The sequence below is a fragment of the Actinocrispum wychmicini genome (assembly GCF_004345645.1).
Classification (GTDB): Bacteria; Actinomycetota; Actinomycetes; order Mycobacteriales; family Pseudonocardiaceae; genus Kibdelosporangium; species Kibdelosporangium wychmicini.
On the sequence record NZ_SLWS01000007.1, the window covers coordinates 519,306 to 541,579 of the forward strand.

The 22,274-nt window shown below is 69.6% G+C and carries 13 protein-coding genes; 6 read left to right on the forward strand and 7 right to left on the reverse strand.

Annotation, left to right across the window (positions count from 1 at the left end):
• Positions 1-9 precede the first annotated feature (9 nt).
• Positions 10-1,434: a purine-cytosine permease family protein gene (locus tag EV192_RS32335; protein ID WP_132122182.1), complete on the forward strand. Its 1,425-nt coding sequence runs from the start codon at positions 10-12 to the stop codon at positions 1,432-1,434.
• A complete protein-coding gene (locus tag EV192_RS32340) occupies positions 1,431-3,047 on the forward strand; it encodes an amidohydrolase (RefSeq protein WP_132122184.1) in 1,617 nt (538 codons plus the stop codon). Before EV192_RS32335 ends, EV192_RS32340 begins: the two co-directional genes overlap by 4 nt.
• 106 nt (positions 3,048-3,153) lie before the next feature.
• Here the strand turns inward: EV192_RS32340 and EV192_RS32345 are convergent, their stop codons facing one another.
• Positions 3,154-4,383: an epoxide hydrolase family protein gene (locus tag EV192_RS32345; RefSeq protein ID WP_132122186.1), complete on the reverse strand. Its 1,230-nt coding sequence runs from the start codon at positions 4,381-4,383 to the stop codon at positions 3,154-3,156.
• Positions 4,380-4,832: a MarR family winged helix-turn-helix transcriptional regulator gene (locus EV192_RS32350; protein WP_132122188.1), complete on the reverse strand. Its 453-nt coding sequence runs from the start codon at positions 4,830-4,832 to the stop codon at positions 4,380-4,382. Before EV192_RS32350 ends, EV192_RS32345 begins: the two co-directional genes overlap by 4 nt.
• Positions 4,833-4,981: 149 nt before the next feature.
• On the opposite strand from EV192_RS32350, the gene EV192_RS32355 reads away from it, so the two are divergent.
• Together EV192_RS32355 and EV192_RS32360 are read left to right on the forward strand one after the other, a co-directional pair.
• Positions 4,982-12,469: a polymorphic toxin type 30 domain-containing protein gene (locus EV192_RS32355; protein ID WP_132122190.1), complete on the forward strand. Its 7,488-nt coding sequence runs from the start codon at positions 4,982-4,984 to the stop codon at positions 12,467-12,469.
• Positions 12,470-12,811: a hypothetical protein gene (locus EV192_RS32360; RefSeq protein WP_132122192.1), complete on the forward strand. Its 342-nt coding sequence runs from the start codon at positions 12,470-12,472 to the stop codon at positions 12,809-12,811.
• A 534-nt stretch (positions 12,812-13,345) separates the two neighbouring features.
• Here the strand turns inward: EV192_RS32360 and EV192_RS32370 are convergent.
• The 3 genes from EV192_RS32370 to EV192_RS32380 are packed head-to-tail and all read right to left on the reverse strand — an operon-like array spanning position 13,346 to position 15,119.
• Positions 13,346-13,837 (reverse strand): hypothetical protein, encoded by a 492-nt coding sequence (locus tag EV192_RS32370; protein ID WP_132122194.1) that lies wholly within the window; start codon positions 13,835-13,837, stop codon positions 13,346-13,348.
• A gap of 5 nt (positions 13,838-13,842) precedes the next feature.
• On the reverse strand, positions 13,843-14,787 hold the full coding sequence (locus EV192_RS32375) for a hypothetical protein (protein ID WP_132122196.1): 945 nt from the start codon (positions 14,785-14,787) through the stop codon (positions 13,843-13,845).
• The gene (locus EV192_RS32380; protein WP_132122198.1) at positions 14,784-15,119 is read right to left on the reverse strand and encodes a hypothetical protein; all 336 of its coding nucleotides are present in this window, start codon (positions 15,117-15,119) and stop codon (positions 14,784-14,786) included. The genes EV192_RS32375 and EV192_RS32380 overlap by 4 nt, the downstream gene beginning before the upstream one ends.
• A gap of 133 nt (positions 15,120-15,252) precedes the next feature.
• On the opposite strand from EV192_RS32380, the gene EV192_RS32385 reads away from it, so the two are divergent.
• Positions 15,253-18,174 carry an AfsR/SARP family transcriptional regulator gene (locus EV192_RS32385; protein WP_132122200.1) on the forward strand — a complete coding sequence of 974 codons (2,922 nt, stop codon included), beginning with the start codon at positions 15,253-15,255 and terminating at the stop codon, positions 18,172-18,174.
• Between the two features lie 7 nt (positions 18,175-18,181).
• Here the strand turns inward: EV192_RS32385 and fmdA are convergent, their stop codons facing one another.
• Entirely contained in the window at positions 18,182-19,405 is a 1,224-nt protein-coding gene (fmdA, locus tag EV192_RS32390; protein WP_243727217.1) for a formamidase, read from the reverse strand.
• A 136-nt stretch (positions 19,406-19,541) separates the two neighbouring features.
• Here fmdA and EV192_RS56185 point away from each other — a divergent pair, with 136 nt between their 5' ends.
• Entirely contained in the window at positions 19,542-19,748 is a 207-nt protein-coding gene (locus tag EV192_RS56185; RefSeq protein WP_243727218.1) for a hypothetical protein, read from the forward strand.
• A gap of 1 nt (position 19,749) precedes the next feature.
• On the opposite strand, the gene EV192_RS32395 is transcribed toward EV192_RS56185, so the two are convergent.
• Positions 19,750-22,152, reverse strand: a complete 2,403-nt coding sequence (locus tag EV192_RS32395; protein ID WP_165960735.1) for an NACHT domain-containing protein — start codon at positions 22,150-22,152, stop codon at positions 19,750-19,752.
• Positions 22,153-22,274 lie beyond the last annotated feature (122 nt).

Here is a 22,274-nt window from a genome sequence, read left to right on the forward strand (position 1 = left end):
GAGGTTCCGATGGCATCAACACCCACGTCCCCGTCCGCCGAACTGCCCCTGACCGGCCGAGGCATCAGGATCGAGGCGCACGGCATCGACGCGATCGCCGACGAGGAACGGCACGGCCGCGCCCGGCAACTGTTCGGCGTCTGGGCGGCTCCGAACGTCAGCTACCTGAGCCTCGTGGTCGGTGGCGCGCTTGTCCTGATGGGCCTGAACCTGTGGCAGGCCATCGCGGTGATCGTCGTCGGGAACCTGTTCTGGGCGCTGGTCGGGGTGGTCGCCGTCAGCGGCCCAGCCGCCGGGGCGCCGAGCGAGGTGATCATGCGGGCGATGTTCGGCGTGCGGGGCAACCGGGTGGTCATCGGGATCAACGGCTGGTTCGTGTCGGTGTGCTACGTCGCGCTCAGCTGGGCGGCCGCGTCGGTGACCGCGTTCAGCCTGTTCGCCCGCGCCGGGATCGAGCTGAACGTCCTGGGCAAGGTGCTGGTGATCGTCGGCATCGCGGCCGTGACGCTGGTGATCAGCGTGTACGGGCACGGCGCGATCGTGAAGCTGTACACACCCCTGACGCTCGCGCTGGCAGCGGTGTTCGTGGTGCTGGCCGGTTACGTCGTCGGCCACACGGACTGGGCCTACCAGCCGGCGGCGGACCTGCACGGCACCGAGTTATGGGCCGCCCTTGCCGGAGGCCTCGCCCTGGTCGCGTCCGCCGCGTTGTCGTACAACAACAGCGCGGACTTCGCGCGTTATCTGCCGCGCTCCACACGGCCCGCCGCGATCGCCGGATGGACCACGCTGGGTGCGTTCGTGCCGAGCGTGCTGTTCACCGCGCTCGGCGCGTTCGCGGCGACCACTTTGGACATGAGCGACCCGCAGACGGCCCTCGCCCAGGTGCTGCCGGGCTGGTTCACCCCGGTCTTCCTGATCGCCGTGATCCTCGGCGCGATCGCCAACAACGCCATGACCGCGTACAGCTCCGGGCTGGCCCTGCAGGCGATGGGCCTGCGGATCCGCCGATCCCGCAGCGTCCTGCTCGACGGCACCGTCGGCGTCCTGCTCACCCTGTACGCGCTGCTGGTGTCGAACTTCCTTGACTCGGTCAGGAATCTGCTGCAGCTCATGGTCGCGCTGCTCGGCCCGATGATGGCGATCTACGTCGTGGACATCTTCCTGCGCCGCAACGACTACGACGGCCACGCGCTCAACGACCAGACGAAGAACAGCCCGTTCTGGTACACCGGAGGCGTCAACTGGGCCGGGATCGTCGCGCTGGTCGCCGGGGCCGTTGTCGCCGCCGCCTGCCTCGCCGTTCCCGGGCTGTACACCGGTTTCGTGGCGAACGCCGCCGCCGGGATCGATCTGTCACTGCCGGCCGGCATGATCACCTCGGCGGTGATCTACGCCGTCGCGAGCCGGCCACGGACCAAGGAAGCCATATGACCGGACTGGACCTGGTGCACTACCGCGGCGGGCGGATCTTCACCGCCGGCGAGCCGGCCTGGGCGGAGTCTCTGCTCGCGCGTGACGGCACGATCGAGTTCGCCGGCGACACCGCCGCCGCGGACTCGCGTGCCGACGGCGCCCGTGTCGTCGAGCTCGACGGGGCGTTCGTGTTGCCCGGGTTCGTCGACGCGCATACCCACCTGCTCTCGCTGGGGAAGTCGCTGCGGCAGGTGGACCTGTTCGACGCCGCCGACCTCGCCGAGATCCAGGACCGGCTGGCCACTGCCGCGGCGGCCGATCCCGCAGCCCCGCGCGTCCTCGGCCGGAGCTGGCTGTTCGGCGCGCTCGACGGCCGGACACCTGACCGGCACATGATCGACGCGGCCGTGGCCGACCGCCCGGTCTACCTCGCCGCGAACGACATGCACTCCGCGTGGGTCAACACCGCCGCCCTGCGGGAGCTGGGGATCGACGCGGACACCCCGGACCCGATCGGCGGGCGCGTCGGCCGTGACGCCGAAGGCGAACCGGACGGAATGCTGTACGAGAGCGCCGCGCTGCTGCTGATGCGACGGTTTCTCGACAGCACGGTCAGCGACGCCGAGCGGGACGTCGCCCTGGCAGCGGCGTTCGAGCACTACGTCGCCGACGGTGTCACCGCGGCGGTGGACATGGCTCTCGGCACAGAGGAGCTCGCGACGCTGGAACGGGCGTTCGCGCGTGGCGGTGGCCGCCTGCCGCTGCGGGTCGCCGGGCACTGGCTGGTCGAACGCACCGGGCGCACCGAGGACGAGGTGGCGCAGGTGGCCGCCGCGGCGGAGCTGTCCCGCCGGCTGTCCGGGCCATGGCTGCGGGTGACCGGCATCAAGCTGATGGTCGACGGCGTGATCGACAGCTGCACGGCGGCGATGAGCGCACCGTTCGCCGACGGCAGCCACCCCGGCCCCATCTGGGATCTCGACGCGCTCACCGCCGTGGTCACGGCGGCCGACGCGGCCGGGCTCCAGGTGGCCATGCACGCCATCGGCGACAGTGCCTCGGACATCGCGCTTTCCGCACTGGAGCGGGCGATCGCGGCCAACGGGCCACGCGACCGCCGGCACCGGATCGAACACCTGGAGACCGTGACCGAGGCGAATGTGCTTCGCCTGGCGCGGCTCGGGGTGGTCGCGTCCATGCAGCCGGTGCACGCCGATCCGGCCATTCAGGACAACTGGCGGGCGATGCTCGGCGACGACCGGGTCCACCGTGGCTACCCGTGGCCCGAGTTCACCGCCGCGGGAGCAGTGGTCGCGTTCGGATCGGACGCGCCGACCGCGCCGCACCCGCCACTGCCCAACATGTACATCGCCACAACCCGCCGATCCGCCACGAATCCACGGCTCCCCGCGAACATCCCCGGCTACGCCCTGGGCCTGGCCGACGCCTTCGCGCACGCCACCCGCCACGGCGCGTACTCCTGCCGATGGGAGCGGCTCACCGGGCGGCTCGCCGAGGGGCTGGCCGCGGACTTCGTCGTGCTCGACCGTGACCCGTTCACCGAAGGACCGGACTCACTGCTGCGGGCCAAGGTCCACGCCGTGGTCGTCGCCGGCGAGCGACGGACCTGATCGATCCTGTCAGAAGTTGCAGGTCCAGCTCGGCCTGACCGGCACGCTGCCGTTGGAGTAGTTCCACCATGATTCGCCGTAGCAGTGGTGCGAGCCGTCCGGCTGCTCACCCTGCTGGTGGCGACTTGAAGGTCCGGACCAGGTCCGTGGTCCACTGTTCCGGGATCTCCCAGGGGATGAAGTGACCGCCTGTGGGGTGGGCCGCGATGTTGACGTGGTTGTACCAGGCGGCGCGGTCGCTTGCCAGGAACGACTCGATCCGCGCTGTCGAGCTGGTAACCCCCGGCGGGTTCTCGTAGTCGACGAACGTGATCCCCGTCGGTGCCTCGATGACCGGCGTCCGGTCGTGCGAGGGTGTCCAGGGGTATCGGTTGTTGTTGGCGTACGTGCGGATCGAGCTGGCGATGGCGTTGCCGGTCCAGTAGATCGTGGCGTGGGTGAGCAGGTCGTCGCGGGTGAACACGGTGTAGATGTCGCCGCCGTTGTCGGACCATTTCATCCATCGTTCGAGGACCCAGGCCAGCATGCCGACCGGGGAGTCGGCCAGTCCGTACCCGAGGGTGCTCGGCGCGAGCAGGTGCGCGGCGAGGTGCACAGCGTACTTTCCCTCGATCTCGACCAGTCTCCGCCGCTGGTCGTCGGGGAGCTCCGGTGGAATGGCCCGGCCACCGGAGAAGTCCCAGGCCCGGTCGCCGGTGAACAGGTCGAGCTTCAGGGCTGATCCGATGTGGATGCCGTACAGCTCGTCGGCGTACTTGTGGCCGAGCTGTCCCGTGACGAGGGCACCGACGTCGCAACCCGCCGCGGCGTACCGGGTGTGGCCGAGGGTCGTGGTCATCAGTTCGTGCCAGACGTCCGCGATCTTCCAGAAGTTCATGTCCGGTCGGGTGGGTGTCGAATACCCGAAGCCCGGCAACGAGGGGACGATCACCTCGAACGCGTCCGCCGGGTCGCCGCCGAACGCGGCCGGGTCGGCGAGCCGGTCGACGACTTTCGACCAGTGCCAGAAGGTCCAGGGCCAGCCGTGGCTGAGGATCAACGGGGTGGGACTGGGCCCGACGCCCGGCTTGCGCATGAAGTGCACACGTGTGCCGGACACATCGACCAGGTAGTGCTCGTAGGCGTTCATCGCGCGCTCGGCGGCTCGCCAGTCGTACTCTTCGGCCCAGTACCGCGCCAACTCCTGGAGCATGGCCCTGGGGACGCCGTACCGACCGTCCTCGTTCCCAGCGTCCTCCGGCCAGATCGTGGCCCGCAGCCGCGCCCGCAGGTCCTCGAGAACCCGCTCCTCCACGGCGATCGGCGTTGGCGACAGCGCATGCACTCCTGTGCTCACTTCCCGCTCCTCCCATGAGGTTTCTCGTTGGCGAGTCGAACGATCTGCCGGAGTACGTCCGCGATGCCCAGCAGCCGCGTGCGGTCGGCAGGCGGGAGTCGATCAATGAGATCGCGCAGCCCCTGCACGCGATCGGCATGGCGTCGGGACACAACTGACCGGCCAGCCGCGGTGAGGGACAACATCGAGGCCCGCCCGTCGCTCGGATCGGGCCTGCGTTCGACGAGTCCGTCGCGTTCCAACTTCGCCACCGCCGACGTGAGCGCTGGCTGCTTGATCTGCTCCGTCCTGACCAGGTCACTCAGCCGACAAGGCCCCGTCCTCGACAGGGTGTGCAGCACGGACAGGGTGGAGAAGGTCAGCCGGTCCGAGGTCGGGAGCCGGATGAACACCGAGTTGAAGTCCTCGATGGCGAGGGTCAGCCGCTGCACGGCCCGAGCTGTGTGCACGCCGAAACTATATCAAACTTCGATCTAAATCCGCGTGCGGGCCTGTTGTTCATCCGTACGCAGGGGAATTGAGACGTTCGGGCACTTGCCCCGGATGTGGTCCGCGAGTGAACATCGTCCCGTTTGCGCGATGGCGAGATGGGGGTCCGATGAGGCGCCGGTTCGCGGCTGTGTTCATGTGTCTGAGCGTTCTCGGCGCGGTCGTCGTGCCGATGCCCGCGGTCGCCGTCGCGGCGGTCGCCGATCGTCAAGGGCATGACGGCGCGGGTGGGAGGAGCAAGCCGTCGCCCGCGGCGCATCGTCAGGTTCCGCCGCAGGTGGCGGAGCCGGCGAAGCCGAGTCCACCGCCGGCGGGGTCGCCGGCACGGGCGACGTACGACAAGTTCGTGGCGGACTCCGCGGCGGTAACGGACCGGATTCGGGCCAGGGCCAAGCAGACGACGGTCAAGCCCGAGCCCGCAGCGGCCGGGATGACGGCACCGCGCCAGGCGAAGGCAGCGTCCGATGTGGACCCTTGCGCGCCGGTGGGTGGCGAGCAGTGGTTCGCGACCTACAGCGGCGGTGGGATCATCACCACGCCGACGAACAACAGTCCCGGTGTGGCACGGGTGTCCGTGGTCAACCGAGGGAGCCAGACCTGGCCCGCCGGGCACACCTCGCTGGGATACCACCTGTTCGACAGCGCAGGTGTGGAGGTACCCGGTGACTACCCGCGGACGCCGTTGTCCGGCGCTGTCGCGAACGGCGGTTCGGCCACAGTGGACGCGACGATCGCGGCACTGGCGCCGGCGACATGGCAGATCAAGTGGGACCTGTGGGTCGACGGTCCGGGCTGGTTCTCGCACAACGCGGTGTGCACGTACGCGATCCTGTACACGATCCGGAACCAGGCGCCGAATCTGACCCTGTTGAGCCCGCCGAACCACGGCACTGTCAAGGAACGCACGCCGCGGCTGTTCGTGTCGGGTGTCGATCCGGACGCGTGGCCCGGGGTGTGGCTGACCTACCAGTTCATCGTGTGCCGGGACGCCGCGCTGACCGCGGGCTGTGTCGTGTCGGACTGGCAGACGTCGGACGGCTACCCGGTGCCGGTGAACGTCCTGGGCTGGAACGACACGTTCTACTGGAGCGCCCGGGTCAGCGACAGCAAGATCACCACCCCGGACGCGGGCTGGGCGCCGCCGAACGAGGTTCGAGTGGTCGTACCGGTGCCGGACAAGTGGCGGACGGTCGGGACCGGGCTCGGCCTGACCAACGTCGGCGGCATGGTCCTGCCGTACGGCACCTGGGTCCACACTGAGACCGACGCCGACGTGGCCGGAGTCGGTGTGCCGCTGACGGTTCAGCGGACGTACTCGTCCGAGGCGGCCCAGGTTCCCGGCGCGTTCGGTCGCGGCTGGCTGTCCATGTTCGACGCCTCGGCGCAGTACAGCCCGGACAACCAGCTGCTGACGGTGACGTATCCCGACGGCAGGCAGGAGATCTTCGCCAGGCAGTCCGGCGGCGGCTGGGTGACGCGGGCGGACACCGGGTCGACCGACCGGCTGTCGGTGGCAGGTGACGGCGTGATCACCGTCCGGGGAGCGGACCAGCAGGTGCTGACGTTCGGTCCGGCCGGCGAGCTGCGGACGGTCGAGACCACCGGCGTGGGTGCGTTGGCGCTGGCCCGCAACACCGCCGGGCAGGTCACGACGGTGACCCAGCAGCCGTCCGGGCGGTCGTTGACGGTCGGCTGGGTGACGACGAACGCCGGGTGCTCGCAGCCGGCTCCGCCACCGCGGGTCGCGGAGATCGTCGCGGGAACCGCGCACTGGACGTACTCCTATGGCTGCGACGGCGATCTGGCCAAGGTCTGCGACCCGGTGAACGCGTGCGCGACCTACGGCACGGAATGGGCCGACCGGGCGGGCCGGCGGGTCGTCCGGCCGTATCCGGACGGCGACAACAACTGGGAGCCGAACGGCGCCGCGTCAAAGTCCTACCGGATCTGGGGCAACGACCGCAGCACGCTGATCACGGTCAAGGTGTTCACCCCGAGGGAGAACGCCGGCACCGACTATCTCGCCAACTACAACTCCTTCGGCGGCGCGACCGTGCACGTCGTGGTGGACGCCGAGGGTGAGGAAGGCGGGATACGGCAGGAGACGTACCGGTTCGACGAGGTGAACCGGCTGCGGGACCTGAGCCACGGCGGGATCGCGGACGCGGCGACCGCCCCGCACCGGTCATGGGACTACGGCGTCGTCACCGGCAGGCTCGAGGGCTTCGTCGACGAGAACCTCAACGTGAAGGAACTGCGGACCGACGCGTGGGGGAACCTGACGGGCAACATCCTGTTCCGGGACCCGAACACCCAGGTGACCCACAACGCCACCTACTTCCCTGACGTCAACGGTGATCCGGACAAGACCCGGATGCGCGGGATCGTGATGACCCCGAGGGAGGGCAACGACTCGCAGCAGGGCGACATGTTCGGCTACGACACCGCCGGCAGGCTGACGCAACGCCGTGGCCATCCGGTGCCGGAGACGCCGGGCGGGCCGCTCACCACCTTCACGTACACCACCGGAGGCGATGCCGCGGCCGGCCCGCGCCGGGGCGGCACATCGCCGCCGGGCGGGGACAAGATGCCCGCCGGGCTGCCGCGTACCACCGTCCGCAACTGGGCCACGACCACGTTCTCCTACAACGGAAACGGCGACGTGACCGAGGTCGTCGACCCTGTGGGCCGCAAGACCGCGTACGACTACGACGTCCTCGGACGTCGTGTCTCGGCGACCGAGTACACCACCACGTATCCGGCCGGCGTGCAGACCCGGTTCGTGCTGGACGCGGCCGGGCGGGCGGTCGAGGAGATCCGGCCCGCGACCACCAACGCCGTCACCGGTGCGGCGCAACAGCTTCGGATCTGCCGCGAGTACGACGGCAGCGGGCTCGTCACCAAGACCGTGGAGACTCCCGTCGCTTGCCCGGCCGTGGGCGCCGCCCGCCGTGCCGGTGACCGCACCACGGAAACCACCTACGACAGCAACGGCAGACCCGCCAAGGTGGTCGACGCCGACGGCGGCACGACGACGTACAGCTATCTGCGAGCACGCCGGACCGCTTCCGCGACACAGGATTCCGGTGTGGTGCGAGTGACCGATCCGCACGGAACCGTTACCGAGCAATGGTATGACGCCGGCCGTCTGATGGAGGAACGCCGCACGAACGGCGCTGGCGCGGTGATCACCACCGCGTTGTACGCGTACGACCAGGGCGGACGGCGGGTGCAGGAGTCCGACGCGCTGGGGCGGAAGACGACGTACTTCTGGACCGGCGACGACCTGGTCTACCGCGCGCCCCGGGCCCAGTACGGTTCCACCGGCGAGATCGAGCTGTTCAACCGGGAGTTCGACGGCGACGGGCGGATCACGTCCGAACTCACCGGCGGTTCCCGACTCGTGCGCAACCACCATGACGGCGAAGGCAAACTCGTCGACACCGTCCTGGATCCGGCCGGCCTGAACCGGACGGACCACCGTGACTACAACCAGCTCGGCCAACTCGTCACCGAGACGGTCACCGGCGGCGGCCGCACCGAGCGAACCGACTACTGCCGGGCCGCGACCGGCGCACTCACCTGCACGGTCCGCACCTTGGGCAATGAGAAGCTGGAAACCCACTTCCAGGTCGACCAGCGCGGACTGACTACCTCCGCGGTGGACCCGCGCGGCGTGACACCCAACCAGCCCGACGATCCGGACTACACCGCGTACACCAAGTACGACGAACTCGGCAGGGCGACCAGTAGCACGGGACATCGAGCGGCTGTCGAACCCGGCGGCCCAGCCCGGCCGACGGTGACGTACGGGTATGACGCGTTCGGTCAGCTCACCCATGTCAAGGACGCCAAGGGTGACGTGACCACGACCGGCTACGACGACGCCGGTCACGCCGTCGAAACCCGGTATCCCGCTTACACCCCACCGGGATCCAGCACACCGCTGGTGCCGACGACGACCCGGTCGTACGACGCCGCGGGCTTGCTGCTGCGGGAGACGGACGCGCGGGGGAAGGTCACGGACTACGTCTACGACGCCGCGGGACGACAGACCGAAGTCCGGGCACCCGTGCTGGACAACGGACTGCGGCCGGTCACGAAGTACGAGTACGACGCGGCTGGGCAGCGGACCGCGACCGTCGGCCCGACCGGTGCCCGCGTCGAGTACTGGTACGACTCCGTCGGCCGGGTCGTGACCAGGACCGAGGTTGTCCGGCAGACCAGTTCGGGCACGAACTACCTGCACACCAACTACACGTATGACGGGGTCGGCGACCTGACCCGGATCGAGACCCCGATGGGTCTGGTAGTCCGGATGGACTACAACGCCGGCGGCGAGGTGACCAAGGTCTGGCTGCCGGGCGCGACCAAGCCGATCAGCTACGACCACGACCTGGCCGGCCGGGTCACCAAGCAGACCGACCGGGCCGGCCGCGCTGTCGAGACCGAGTACGACCAGGCGGGCCGGGCGGTGCTCAGCCGCCAGCGCGCCGCGGACGGCACCGAGCTCGCGGTGGCCCGATCGGAGTACGACCGGGCGGGCAACGTGACCGCTGTCGTCGCCCCGAACAGCGCCCGCACCACGTTCCAAGTGGACGCACTCGACCGGGTCGTGTCCACCACGCAACAGGTTTCCGCGGGACAGTCCATCACCACCCGGTCGACCGGGTACGACATCGCGGGCAACCCGGTCCGGGTCACCGACGGCCGCGGCAACACCACCACCTACGAGTACAACACGCTCGGCAAGGTCGCGTCGGTCACCGAACCAGCCACCGCCGCACATCCCGCACTGGCCGACCGGCGATGGACCACGACGTACGACGCGGGCGGCCTCCCGGTCACCCTCGCCGAACCCGGCGGTGTCACGATCGACCGCGGCTACGACGCCGCCGGCCGGCTCCGGCAGGAGGACGGCCGCGGCGCGGGCGCACCCGTCCGTCGCACGTGGACATACGACCTCGCGGGCCGGATCGGCTCGATCACCCATCCGGACCAGACCCGCACCTTCGCGTACTCCGACCGTGGCCTGGTACTCACCACCAACGGCCCGGACGCGACCATCGCCACCTTCGACTACGACGCCGACGGCCACATGACCAGCCGCCAGGACCCGGCCGGTGTCAGCAACTTCTACTGGCGTCCCGACGGTCAACTCGGTGAGGCCACCGATCCGTTGACCGGCCTGCGCCGGACCTACCAGTACTACGCGAACTCCGGCGAGCTCAACCAGATCTCCTGGCCCAACGGCCTGCGCCGGTCGTTCGGCTACGACCAGCGGGGCCGCGTCAATCTGATCGCTTCAACCAATGCCGCGGGCACAGTCACCCACGACGTCCGATACGGCTACGACAGCAACGGGAACGTCACCTCGGAGATCGTCGCCAACGACCCGGCCGCCAGCTCCACCTACGCCTACGACCTCGGCAACCGCCTCACCCGATGGGCACCCGGCGGCGGCGCACCAGCCCATGACTACACCTCGGACAACGCCGGAAACCGGGTCGCCGAACAGACCGCGACCGGGACCGACCCGCCGGTGCAGACAGGGTCGTGGACGTACGACGAACGCGACCGACTCACCACCGCGCACACCAACCAGGACGTCAGCTACCAGTACACCCCTCGGGGTACCCTGGCTACGACCACGGTAGCGGGCGGCGCGACGAGCACCTCGACGTTCGACGCGTTCGACCAGATGGTCGCCGACGCCGGCGTGACCTACCGGTACGACGCCCTGGGGCGGCTGGCCGAACGCAACGGCGACAGGTTCGAATACGACGGTCTCGAACGCGATCCCGTTGTCGCGCCAGGCGAAACCTATGCCCGTGGCCTCAGCGGGGACCTCGTCGCCGCGCAGATCAACGGCAGTTCGTTGATACCGTTGACCAACGGGCACGGCGACACCGTTGGATGGACGCCGTCGAAACAGACGGCGTCGGCACCCGCACCACTGGCCGGACGCACCAAGTACGACCCGTTCGGCGCGCGGATCGCGGCCACCGGCACCCAGTCGGCGCTGGGTTTCCAGAGCGACTGGACCGACACCGCCACCGGCCGGGTCGACATGGACGCCCGCTGGTATCAGCCGTCAACCGGTGGCTTCACCGCCCGCGACAGCGTCGACTCCGGAAACCGGTACGGCTACGGCGCGGCCAACCCGGTCACCAACACCGACCCCACCGGGCACTGGGCGGAGACGCCCGCGGTCTGCGGCTCCATCAGCCTCCAGGCCACCATCGGCTTGGGGGCCGCAGGACCGGTCGGCGGTCTCGTTGGAGGTGCCGCCGGAGTCGGCGGGTGCGTCGGCAGCGTCCTCGGCCCCGCGGGTGCCGTCGCCGGCGAACTCCTCGGGGGCGGCGTAGCCATCCTCGGCACCGTGGTCCTCGGCGGACTCGCCTCCCTGCTCCTCCCTAAGCCAACCGGTGTCGTCCACAACGGAATCCGGTACGACCAGTGGGACGCCCGGTCCCGGGACTACTTCCAGGTCGGCTGTGTCCAGGGCCGCGGGTGCGGCCAGACCCTGTGGTGCGGTTGCGCCGAACCGTTGCCGCAGATGGAAACCGTGCCGGTGCCTGATCCCGCACCGGCGCCTGGCCCACGCACCCCGCCTGTCGCCCCCACCCCACCGCCGCCGCCACCCCCGCCGCCTGTGCTGATCCACGACACCACCCTGCACCAGGTCAAAGCGTGGTCCCAGTCGACCTCGTGGGCCAGCGGCACCTACCGGTTCGTCCGCCAGGACGACTACACCCAGGACTGGGCCCGGCGAACCAAGGTATGGTCCGACGGCTTCTGGTCCGACACCGGCTGGTACCTCAACTCCTGGCACGACGACTGGCGCGTGTCCTGGGTGAACACCCTTGACCCCAACCGGATCGACGGCATCGTCGCGGACGCGGGAGTCATCGCCAACAGCGGGCTCCTGTCCGGTGTCACGGCCGGGACGGACGCCATCGGGCAATGCGGTCTGAACGGCACGATCCTGTCGTGCCTCGGCGAGGCCCTCTCCCCCGTCGTCGGCGCGGGCTGCGCGGGTGTGCTGGCCACCATGCTGGCCTGCAACCCCACTGAACCCGGCCCCGGCCGCCCCGAGGGCCAGCACGAAGCCGCCCGGTCCCAGATCCAGCTCACCAACACCTGCCACACCGGCGGCTGGAACCGTTTCGACGGAACCCGGGCGCTGATGGCATGGACGTGCGGGGACGACATTCCCGCGCTACGACCGCTCGCCCCGGGCAGGGGCTACGATCTGCGCGGGATCGACCCGATGTCCATCGTCCCCGACGATGCCAGCGTGCGCGGCCTCAAACCGGACCCGAACGGAGGTGCCCAGTATGGCATCGAATTCGCGTGGCGAAACGCGGACGGCACGCGCGTCCGGCTCCGGATCCACGGCCCGGACGGCACCGCCCCACCCGGCTCGAACTCGGCCAGCGGAGAGACCTACCGAGTCCAAATCGGAGCGAGGTACCAGGACATCTCCGGAACGCTCTACCCACGAAACGTCCACAACCCACTCAGCCCGTACTACGACCCAGTGGCCGCCAACGCCGCGCACATCCCATGGCCGTTCCAGTTTCCGGGACTGTAGATGAGTATCGGCCGCGAACGACTCGGTGAACTGCTCGCGTTGATCGTCTCGGAGAAGCCCGCGGACCGCGTGGAAGGCGCGGACACCGTCCGTGACTGGGCGGGATCGTTCTCCGCGTTCGAGGCCAGGGTGGTCGTGCGCGTGCTCGCGGTGGCGGCCACTGTGGAGGAACGCGATGGCCGAGAGGCCCAGCTCTTGGCGATCCTGACCGTCTTCGACCCCAGGACGATGACAAGGGACGACATCGCGCCCGTTCTCGACATCGACCCGGACAGGCTCGACCGTGGCGAGCGCGAGTACGTGAACGACCTGCTGGAGAGTTTGGGCTGGAAGCAGAGTTGACCGCAACGGTCAGGGTGCAGCGGTGGGCCAAGCGCTTGGTGTTCCCGCCTGCCGCAGCCATTCACTGAGGGCGGCGTAGTCGGCCTCAACGAGCCCAGACTGGGGATCGACGCGATGGAGCAGAGCAGGTCCACGGTGGTGTGCGGACACCCAGGCCCGATCGGTGTCGGTGATCTCATCGTCGACCCACGCGAAAGGACGTCCCGCGGCCCAGTCGACCAGAGCGCGGGTCTTCCAGTGCGATCGCGGAGCACGAGGTCCGTGCCCGGTGCGATGGCCAACGCGGCGGTCACGGCCGAGGTTCGATGTGCGGAGCAGCCGGCCGCCCCGATCGCGGTGAGGCCGAGCAGCCCGAGCGCGACCATCTCCAGCCCCGGGCCCGGACCCGGACCCGGTGCGTCGAACACGAAGGCGATGGCCGCACCGGCCGTCGCCCCCAGCACGATCCCGCCCGCCGGCCTGCGCATCACGTGGTCACGGGCCAGGAGATGCCGGGCGCGGCGAAGTCGTCATCACCTTGTGACACGTCGCTGGTCAGCTGAGATGCCGGTGTTGGAGTTCGCGGATCTTGGCCATGTGGTCGGCCAGGAACGCGGCGGCCGCCTCGTTGGCGCTGGCCACGAACTCCCGCTCGGGCACCTCCCGGATGGTGCCCCGGGTGATGCCCACAGCGAAGTCCCGCAGGTTCACTGCGGAGATGGTCACCAAGCCGTCCGCCGACGCGCCGGTCGCGGTCAGCTCCGCCCTGGCCTGCTCGTAGTCGTCGTCGCGCAGGTCCGGTGACAACGACACCTCCAGCCCGGAGTTGCGCATCGCCCGGTGGTACTCCTGCGCCCAGCCGGCGGTGAGCAGCCGGGCCACCACCGCCAACGCCTGCTCCAGCCGGGGCTCGTTCATCCACGGGTAGGTGTCCTCGCCGAAGCTGATCGCGATTCGCCGCCGGTCGCTCAGTTCGCCGTAGATCGCCATGCCCGGCACCCGCACCCGCAGGTGAATCCGGTCCAGTCGCTCGGCCAGCGTGTCCATTCCGGTCAGCGACCCGGGGTGAAGCCGGGGTCGTCGCGGCCCAGCGTCGGCTTGGTCATCTGGAACAGCGACCGCATCTCGCTTTCGACGAAGACCAGGTTCCCGGTCAACGACAGTTCGATGGCCACCTGCGCGGCTTCGACGCGCTGTTGCAGCCCGGCCATGGCGGATTTCATCGCCGCGATCGCGCCCTCCATGCTGCTCCCCTTGTAGGACATCGAGTCGTTGCCGCTCGCCAGCGGGATCGCGTTGGTCGCCATCGAGCCGACCGCGCCGATCGCGGTGACTGTCAACGCCAACCCCAGTGAAGCACCTCCGGTCAGCGGCACCGCCGCGATCGAGGCGATCCCGGCCAGCACGCTGAACGCCATCACCCAGGCGCTTTGATCACACCCGCCGTTGTGCAACGCGGCCAACGTCTTCTGGCCGATCGACGTGACGTCGTTGCGCGCGTTGGCCCACACCGCGCGCTGTGCCTCGGCGGCCGCCTTCAGCACCGCGATGATGACCGTTTCGTTCTCGGTGTTCGCTTTGAAGTGGTCCAGGAACTGGGTGCGGAAGTTGTCCGCGGTCGCGCCGCTCCAGCTGTTGATCGGATCGGTGTTGACCAGCGCCTGGAACTCCTGTCGGGCCAGGCCGAACTGGTCGGACGGATCGACCGGGTTGCTGAACTGCGCGTCCACCCGCAGCATCCCCATCGCCCGCGACAGCGAGTCGGTGACCGGCTGGAACGCGGCCGGGTCGGGCAACAACGACCACGGCTGGAACGCGTCCTGTATCCCGAAGTGCTTCCTGACCAGGTCCGGGACCATGTAGAAGTCGGGTGCGTACCCGATCCCCATCGCGGGGTTGTTGTGCTGCGCCTGCCACCTCTCGCGGGCCATCCACACGACAGTGTCCTCGATCTTGGTCGCCAGCAGCGTCAGGTCGTCGGCGAAGGCCACGGTCACCACCCCTGCTCGTTCATGTCGGACTGCTCAAGCGACGTGAGTCGGGCCGCGGCCGCCTGATCGGTCTCCGCGTACCGCTGCACGATCACCCTCAGCGTGAGGGACGTGTCACCGATGGTCTCCGCGTTGCCGCTGAGCATGCTGACGATCACCGATCGCAACGCGTCCCAGACAGGGACCATCGCCGTCCACGGCCCGCTGTCGCCCGGCGGTTGCGCGGCGTCCACGTCGCGTACCGCCTGTTCGAAGTCGGTGTGGACCGCGGCGAGATAGTGCGCGGTCCGATATAACTCGTTGAGATCAACACCCAACTGTTCGCCATGATCCTGCATGCGCCACCCTTGCGATAACGGGCTGGAAACCCCCACGGGACGCTATGGACACGGGTCCGTTGATCGTCCTAGATTCGTCCTAGTGCGAGGTCGGTCTGGGGATCGGCGCTGAAAAGTAAGTGCCGGGGGGAACATGAGATTCGGCGTGCTGGGGCCGTTACACGCCGAGATCGCCGGGCGCGAGGTCCGGCTCGACGGACCAAGACAGGCCAAGATGCTGGCCGCGCTTCTGGTCGACGCCAACAACGTTGTGGCCATGCAACGGCTCGTCGCCGTGATGTGGGACGAGAAGGCACCCGCCACCGCGGTCCGTCAGATCCAGGACGCCGTCTCCGGGCTGCGCCGCAACCTCGCCGCGTGCGGCGCACCCGGCTCCTTGATCAGCACCCGGCGCGGCGGCTACCAGATCCACCTCGCCCCGGATCAGCTCGACCTGCTGGAGTTCGACCACCAGCGGCACCTCGCCGAACGGCACACGGACCCGTTCGACACCGCTGTCGCGCTGCGGCGGGCGCTGGCCGGCTGGCGCGGCAACGCCCTGGTCGACATCTCCAGCCGGGTCCTGGAGATCGACGCGGCCCGGCTGGACGAGAAGCGAACGGCCACGCGCAAACTGTGTCTGAGCATCGAACTCGACCTGGGGCGTCATCGTGAGGTCATCGAGGAGCTGACCGCCATACTCCGCGAGCACCCCTACGACGAGCATGTCGCCGAACACTTGATGGTCGCCCTCTACCGGTGCCGGCGACAAGGCGAGGCGCTGCAGGTGTACGAGCGGCTGCGCCGGACACTGGCGGGCGAACTCGGCGTCGACCCCACCCCGCCGATCCAGGCGCTGCATCGGCGCATCCTGGCCGCCGATCCCGCCCTGGCGGCCCCTGTCTCGGCAAACGGGCCCTCGGACAGTTCGGGCGCGGCGGCTGACGGGCCGACGATGGCGATGCCGGTGCGCCAGCTGCCGCTCGACGTCTCCGACTTCGTGGGCCGCGCCGACGCGTTGGCGGAGGTCGCCCGACTGCTCGACGGGTCGGCGCCGAACCGCGCCCCGGTGGTCGTCATCGTGGGCGGTCCTGGTGTCGGCAAGTCCAGTCTGGTGACGCACGCCGCGCGGCTGGCGAGCGCCGCCTTCCCCGACGGCCAGCTCTACCTCAACCTCGCCGCGACATCGGACGAGCCGCGAGACCCAGCGTTGATGCTGGCTGAGGCGCTGCGTGCACTCTCGATCGCCGGCAGTGCGATCCCGCACGGCCTGTCCGAACGGGCCGCGCTCTACCGGTCGTTGCTGGCGGACCGCCGGATGCTGGTGGTGCTGGACGATGCCGGTCACGCCGATCACGTGCTGCCGCTGCTGCCCGGGGCCGACGGTTGCGCCGTGTTGATCACCAGCCGCACTCTGCTGACGCACCTTCCCGGCGCCCGGCACATCGACCTGGACGTGCTGAGCCCGGCCGAGGCCCGTGAGTTGTTCACCGGCATCGTCGGGCGGCGGCGGGTCGAACGGGAGCCGGCGGAGGCCGACGCGATCCTCGACTGCTGCGGCAACCTGCCGCTGGCGATCCGGATCGCCGGCGCCAAGCTCACCGGCCGCCCGGCCTGGTCGCTGCGGGTGCTGCGGGAACGGATCGAGGACGAGTCCCGGCGGCTGGCCGAGCTGCGGATCGGGGACCTCAGCGTGCGAGCCAGCGTCGAACTGAGCGTGCGGCTGCTGCCGGCCGACGCGGTGCGCGCGCTGAGCCTGCTGGGTCTGCTCGGCGCCTACACCCTGCCCGGCTGGGTGGTCGGCCCGCTGCTGGACCGCTCGGACGCCGAGGAGGTGCTGGACACCCTCGTCGACGCCAGCCTGGTGCGGCTGACCGCCACCGACGCCATCGGCCAGCCGCGATACCGGCTGCACGACCTGATCAGGACCTGTGCCGTGGAGATCGCCGCCCAGCTGCCGGCGGCGGACAAGCGGGACGCGATCATCCGGGTGCTGTCCACCTGGCTCGACCTGGCCGGCCGTGGCACCGACCGGCTGCCGGCCGGGCTGCTGGTCGCCGCGCCCGGTTCGGCGCCGCGCCGGTCGCTGCCCGACGCGGTCGTGGACCGGCTGCTGGCCGACCCGGTCGGCTGGTTCGACGCGGAACGCGACACCCTGCTCGGCGCCGTGAAACTGGCCGTGGACCGGGGACTGGACGAGATGGCCTGGGAACTGGCCGCCAGCACGGTGACCTACTACGACCACCGGTGCCTGTACCAGGACTGGCAGCACGGGCACCGCCTCGCGTTGGACGCTGCCGAGGCCGCCGGCAACGTGCGCGGCGCGTCGGTGCTGCTGCGCGGTCTTGGCCAGCTGCACATCTACCGAGACGAGTTCGACGGGGCGACCCGTACCCTGGAATCCTCCGTCAGGCTAAGCCAGGACGGCGGGGACAAGCGCGGCGAAGCGTTGTCGGTGGCGATGCTGGGCACGGTCAGCCGGGTGCAGGGCCGTTACGACGAAGCCGTCGACCGCGTCGAGCAGGCGCTGGCCATCACGGTCGCTGAGGGCGACCGGCACCTCGAAGCGCAGCTATCCTGCGCGATGGCCGTGATGCGGCTCGTGCAGGGCGATCTCGATGAAGCGGAGTCCTGGTTCGACGCGGCCTTGCGCCAGGCCATGGCGCTCGACGACGGGCATCGGGTGGCGGTCGTGCTGCGGCGGTTCAGCCGGCTGCACGATCGGCTCGGTGATCCGGACGAAGCGCTGTACTGCCTGCGGCAGGCGTTGGCCACCTTCGAGGAACTGGCCGACGAGCGGTGCGCCGCGTACACACTGCTGGAAGTCGGCCGCGTGTACGCCGGTCAGCACGACCGGGACCGGGCGAGCCCGGCGTTGCGGCGCGCGGCGGACCTGTTCCACCGGCACGGCGACCGCCAGGACGAGGCCGCGTGCTGGCAACTGATCGGCGACCTGGATGCCGCCGCTGGCGTCCACGACCTGGCCCGCCAGCACCGCGGACGGGCACTGCGGCTGTGGCAGACAATCGAGGACATGAACCAGACGAAGGTTCCCGCGCGCCCATCGTCGCCGTGACGCGACACTAGCTCGACGGCAGCGCCGCCGACCCGCCGCCGATGGTCGGGATCGGCCCGGACGACGGCACGATGTCACCGTCGAAGATGCTGGTCGGCAGGTACAGGGTGCAGCAGGCGTTGGGCACGTCCACGATCCCGGAGATCCGCCCTTCGATCGGCGCGGTGCCCAGGATCAGCAGCGCCTGTTCGCGGCTGTACCCGAAGTTCGCCAGGTAGTCGATGGCGGCCAGGCAGGCTCGCCGGTAGGCCAGGGTGGCGTCGACGAATCGCTGTTCGCCGGTCCGCTCGTCGACCGAGATCCCCTCGAAGACCAGGTAGTTCTCGAAGCGCGGTTCGACCGGACCCGGCTTGAACAGCGGGCTGGTGAGGCCGTACTTGGCCATCCCGCCCTTGATCAGGTCCACGTGCAGGTCGGCGAAGCCGGACATCTCGATCGCCCCGCAGAAGGTGATCTCGCCGTCGCCCTGGGAGAAGTGCATGTCCCCCATGGACAATCGGGCGCCGTCGACGTAGACCGGGAAGAAGATCCGCGAGCCACGGGACAGGTTCTTGATGTCGCAGTTGCCGCCGTGCTCGCGGGGCGGCACCGTCCGCGCACCCTCGGCGGCGACCCGGTCGAACTGCGCGCCGCGCAGGGCGCCGAGCGTCGCGTTGGTGGCTGTCGGCAGGTTGGCCAGGGTCGGCACCCGGTCCGGGTCGGTGGCCACCAGCGCGGCCTCACGGCGGTTCCAGGTGGCCAGCAGTTCGGCCGACGGCGCGGTGCCGATCAGCCCGGGGTGCACGATGCCGGGGAACCGGACGCCGGGCAGGTGGCGGGACCGGGCGAAGATGCCCTCGAAGTCCCAGCAGGCCTTGCGGGCCTCCGGGAAGACGTCGGTGAGGAACCCGCCGCCGTTCTCCCGGGCGAAGATGCCGGTGAAGCCCCAGGCGTCCCGGTCGAGCGGGCCGAGGTCAAGCAGGTCGACCACGAGCAGGTCGCCGGGTTCGGCCCCGTCGACGTGGACCGGGCCGGTCAGGATGTGCACCACCGACAGGTCGACGTCGCGGACGTCGTCGGCGCTGTCGTTGTCGCCGATCTGGCCGTCGGTCCAGTCCTTCATCTCCAGCCGGAAGATGTCACCTGGCCGGACTGTGGCCGCGGGCGGGATCTCCGGATGCCAACGGTTGTGCAGTCCGTCCTGTTCGTGCGCCGGGCGGGACAGGTCGACGCTGATGAGCGGCTTGGCCACGACGACTCCCTGGTCGGGGACGGGTCGCTTGAATGTAACAGCGTTGGCGCGACGTTGGCGGGTTGCTTGGGGTGGGGTTGTCCCTACTTCGAGAACTGCCTGACGGTCAACGTCACACGCCCGGAAGCTGCCCGTGATGGTGTGGATCCACGGTGGTGGGCCGTTCGGCGAGGACGGCCAGTGGGTCGCGCGGCCACGGCAGCAGGCCGAGCAGGCAGGGGTGAAGTTCGCCAAGAGCCTGAACTGTTCGACGCTGTCGCTGGCCCCAGGCGACATCAAGCCGGTCGACTTCGCCGCCGAGCACCAGTGCGGGTTCTGGGACGCACTGGAGCAGTCCCACTAACTCACTCGAACCGCTTCCACCGGTCGCCGGCGAAACGGGTGAGCGCCGCGTCGAGCTGTGCCGGCACCACACCCTTGGCTCCCAACGAGTACACAGCGACCCACCCGGTGGAGTTGACCCGTACCCAGGTGTCGAGTTCCACCGAGGGTGCTGGCCGGAGATGCAGCATGAACCCGCCGCTCCTGCCCGACGATGGCTCGAACTTGCGCACCGCGACTTCCTCGACGTCGGTCCAGCGGAACGTGACCGTCCGGCGGCCAAAGCCCGCCTCGATCACCTCACTGGTCAGTCGCAGCTTGGCTTTTCGACTCACCAGGCGCACCGGCACCCAGCTGATCAGTGCGACGCCGCCCCAGGTCGCCCCGACGGACAGCCACATCTGGAGGTCGGCCCACGCACCGAGCTTGGCGATCACGACCACCGAACCACCGACCATCAGCAGGGCGAACTTCCACCCGCCCAGCATCGTACCGCTGCCGTCGAGCCGTAACTCGTCCGGTTCGTACCGACCGACGGCCGGCGCGAAGTCCTTGTCGTTCCACACCGACGCCAGCCGCTCGCGCAGAAGCGAATGCCGGAACTGGTACACACCACCGACCTGGCGCAACACTCCCACACGATGCGCGTCTTCAAGAAAGGTCAGTGCCGACAAGGGGAACCGCCGCATGACGGCCAGCGCCGCCTTCGTCAGCACCCATCGACCCCATGGGGACACCGTGACAGCCACCACGGCGACCCCCAGTCCGCCGATCAGTGCGATCCCGGACGCCGCGGCCCAGCCGTCGGTGGGCATCAGCCAGGCCGTCAGGCCGCCGATGAGCGGGCTGATCAGCAGCACCGTCAGCGCCGTAGTCGCCTGTTCGCCGCGCAACAATGCCCGGGGGCCAAGCGCCTGTGCCGACTGCACCGGTACGGTCAGGCCCACGACCAAGATCGCGGCAACGCCATCGCCGATGACGACGATGCTCTGTCCTGGCGACAGGAACGATCCCACGGTGACCACGATCGCGAGCAACACGACCATGCCGGGCAGCCGTCCGCTCAGCCTCGGCCGCCGGGGCAGGTCACTTGTCCGCAGGCGCAGGACGAGGATGACCGCCTGTGCCATCGCGCCGGTCTTGAAGGCGACGTCGGCACCGATGGCGAGCTCGAACGACTGGACCGCGTCCGGGGTGGGGTACCACCCGGCGAGCAGAGTGATGGCCGGCGTCAAGCCGAAGCCGATCCCAGCCAGGACGGCCAGGTCGAGCAGGGTGAACTGACTCAGGTTCCACCACTCGATCTCCCTGCTGCGCGAGCGCATCAGGTGCGCCGCCAAGAACGCCAGCCACCGTTGGGCCCGTCGCGGGCCCCAGTCCCGAGCCGGCCTCGGCTGATGCGGTGACCTCGGGCCGGTGCGGAAGACCGCTGGTACCAGTGCGTCGAGCAGCCGCCGTTCGATCGTCGACACATCGGGAAACCGCTGCGCGTCAAGCAGTTCGACCGGATCGTTCGCGCTGGTGGTGTACACCGTCCTGGCCAGCCACAGCATCAGCGGCGACTCGAACGTCTTCGCGACCGGACCAGCCGGATTCCCGACCAGTTCGGACAACACCGGTTCCCACCGCGCCAACAATCGTGGTTGCGACGTCCTGCGCAGGTAGCCGGCCGCCGGTTCGGCCGCCACAGGTTGCGCGCGGATCACCGCCGCCGCCCCCAGCACGCTCTTGTCGGCGACGGCGTTGGCGTACTCGGCCGCCCGACAGGTGAGGATCACCGGTGAGCCGTCGCCAAGAGCCCTGTTGAGTGCGGCCAGCGCCTCCTCGAGCAGCAGTTCCGGCATCTCGTCGATGCCGTCCAGCACCGGGATGACTTCGCGGTCGCGGACCAGTTCCCGGATCCGGTCGCGGGTGAGGTCGTCGCCCTGCTCCAGGTACTCCTCGGTGATGCGGCGACCCAGCCAGGCGTCGAAGTGCTCCCTGCCCGGATCCCACGACGACGCGAGCAGGACCACGGGAACCGGCTGGCCGGCCGTGCGGTCGCGGAGCAGTTCCAGGGTCAGCAGGATCGCCAGCGAGGTCTTGCCGGACCCGGGCGCGCCGATGATCACCAGCCGCTGGTCGGGCATCGTGCGGAACGCGTTCGCGAGGTCGCCCAACCCGCCGGCCGCCGTGACCCGCACGTTTTCCTGGTGATCGGCGACGGACCAGTCCGCGACCCAGCGCACCGCGAGTGCCCCAGCGCCCGCGAGACCGCGCGTCACCGCCTCGTCGCGCCATTGCGCCCGCACCACCTTGGCGAGGTCCGTGGCCGCCCTGCCCTGCGGCGACTCGGTGACTGTCTGGAACACGACGTCCCCGATGATGTCCCGGGCCTGGATGACGTAGGTCGCGTTCCCCGTGAACTGGTTATGGACATCCCCCACGACCTTCATGCTTACCACTGCGACCAGGAACGAACCAGTGCGTGGCCCTTGGATCCGGCATTCTCAGTGGCTGGGTTCGCGATCGGCGTGGTACGTCTTCACCGACCACATCCCACTGGTCC

What these genes read in the sequence shown, in the direction of transcription:
- EV192_RS32335 (WP_132122182.1), top strand. Translation starts at nt 10, where the DNA reads ATGGCATCAACACCCACGTCCCCGTCCGCCGAACTGCCCCTGACCGGC.
- EV192_RS32340 (WP_132122184.1), top strand. Translation starts at nt 1,431, where the DNA reads ATGACCGGACTGGACCTGGTGCACTACCGCGGCGGGCGGATCTTCACC.
- EV192_RS32355 (WP_132122190.1), top strand. Translation starts at nt 4,982, where the DNA reads ATGAGGCGCCGGTTCGCGGCTGTGTTCATGTGTCTGAGCGTTCTCGGC.
- EV192_RS32360 (WP_132122192.1), top strand. Translation starts at nt 12,470, where the DNA reads ATGAGTATCGGCCGCGAACGACTCGGTGAACTGCTCGCGTTGATCGTC.
- EV192_RS32370 (WP_132122194.1), bottom strand. Translation starts at nt 13,837, where the DNA reads ATGGACACGCTGGCCGAGCGACTGGACCGGATTCACCTGCGGGTGCGG.
- EV192_RS32380 (WP_132122198.1), bottom strand. Translation starts at nt 15,119, where the DNA reads ATGCAGGATCATGGCGAACAGTTGGGTGTTGATCTCAACGAGTTATAT.
- EV192_RS32385 (WP_132122200.1), top strand. Translation starts at nt 15,253, where the DNA reads ATGAGATTCGGCGTGCTGGGGCCGTTACACGCCGAGATCGCCGGGCGC.
- EV192_RS56185 (WP_243727218.1), top strand. Translation starts at nt 19,542, where the DNA reads ATGGTGTGGATCCACGGTGGTGGGCCGTTCGGCGAGGACGGCCAGTGG.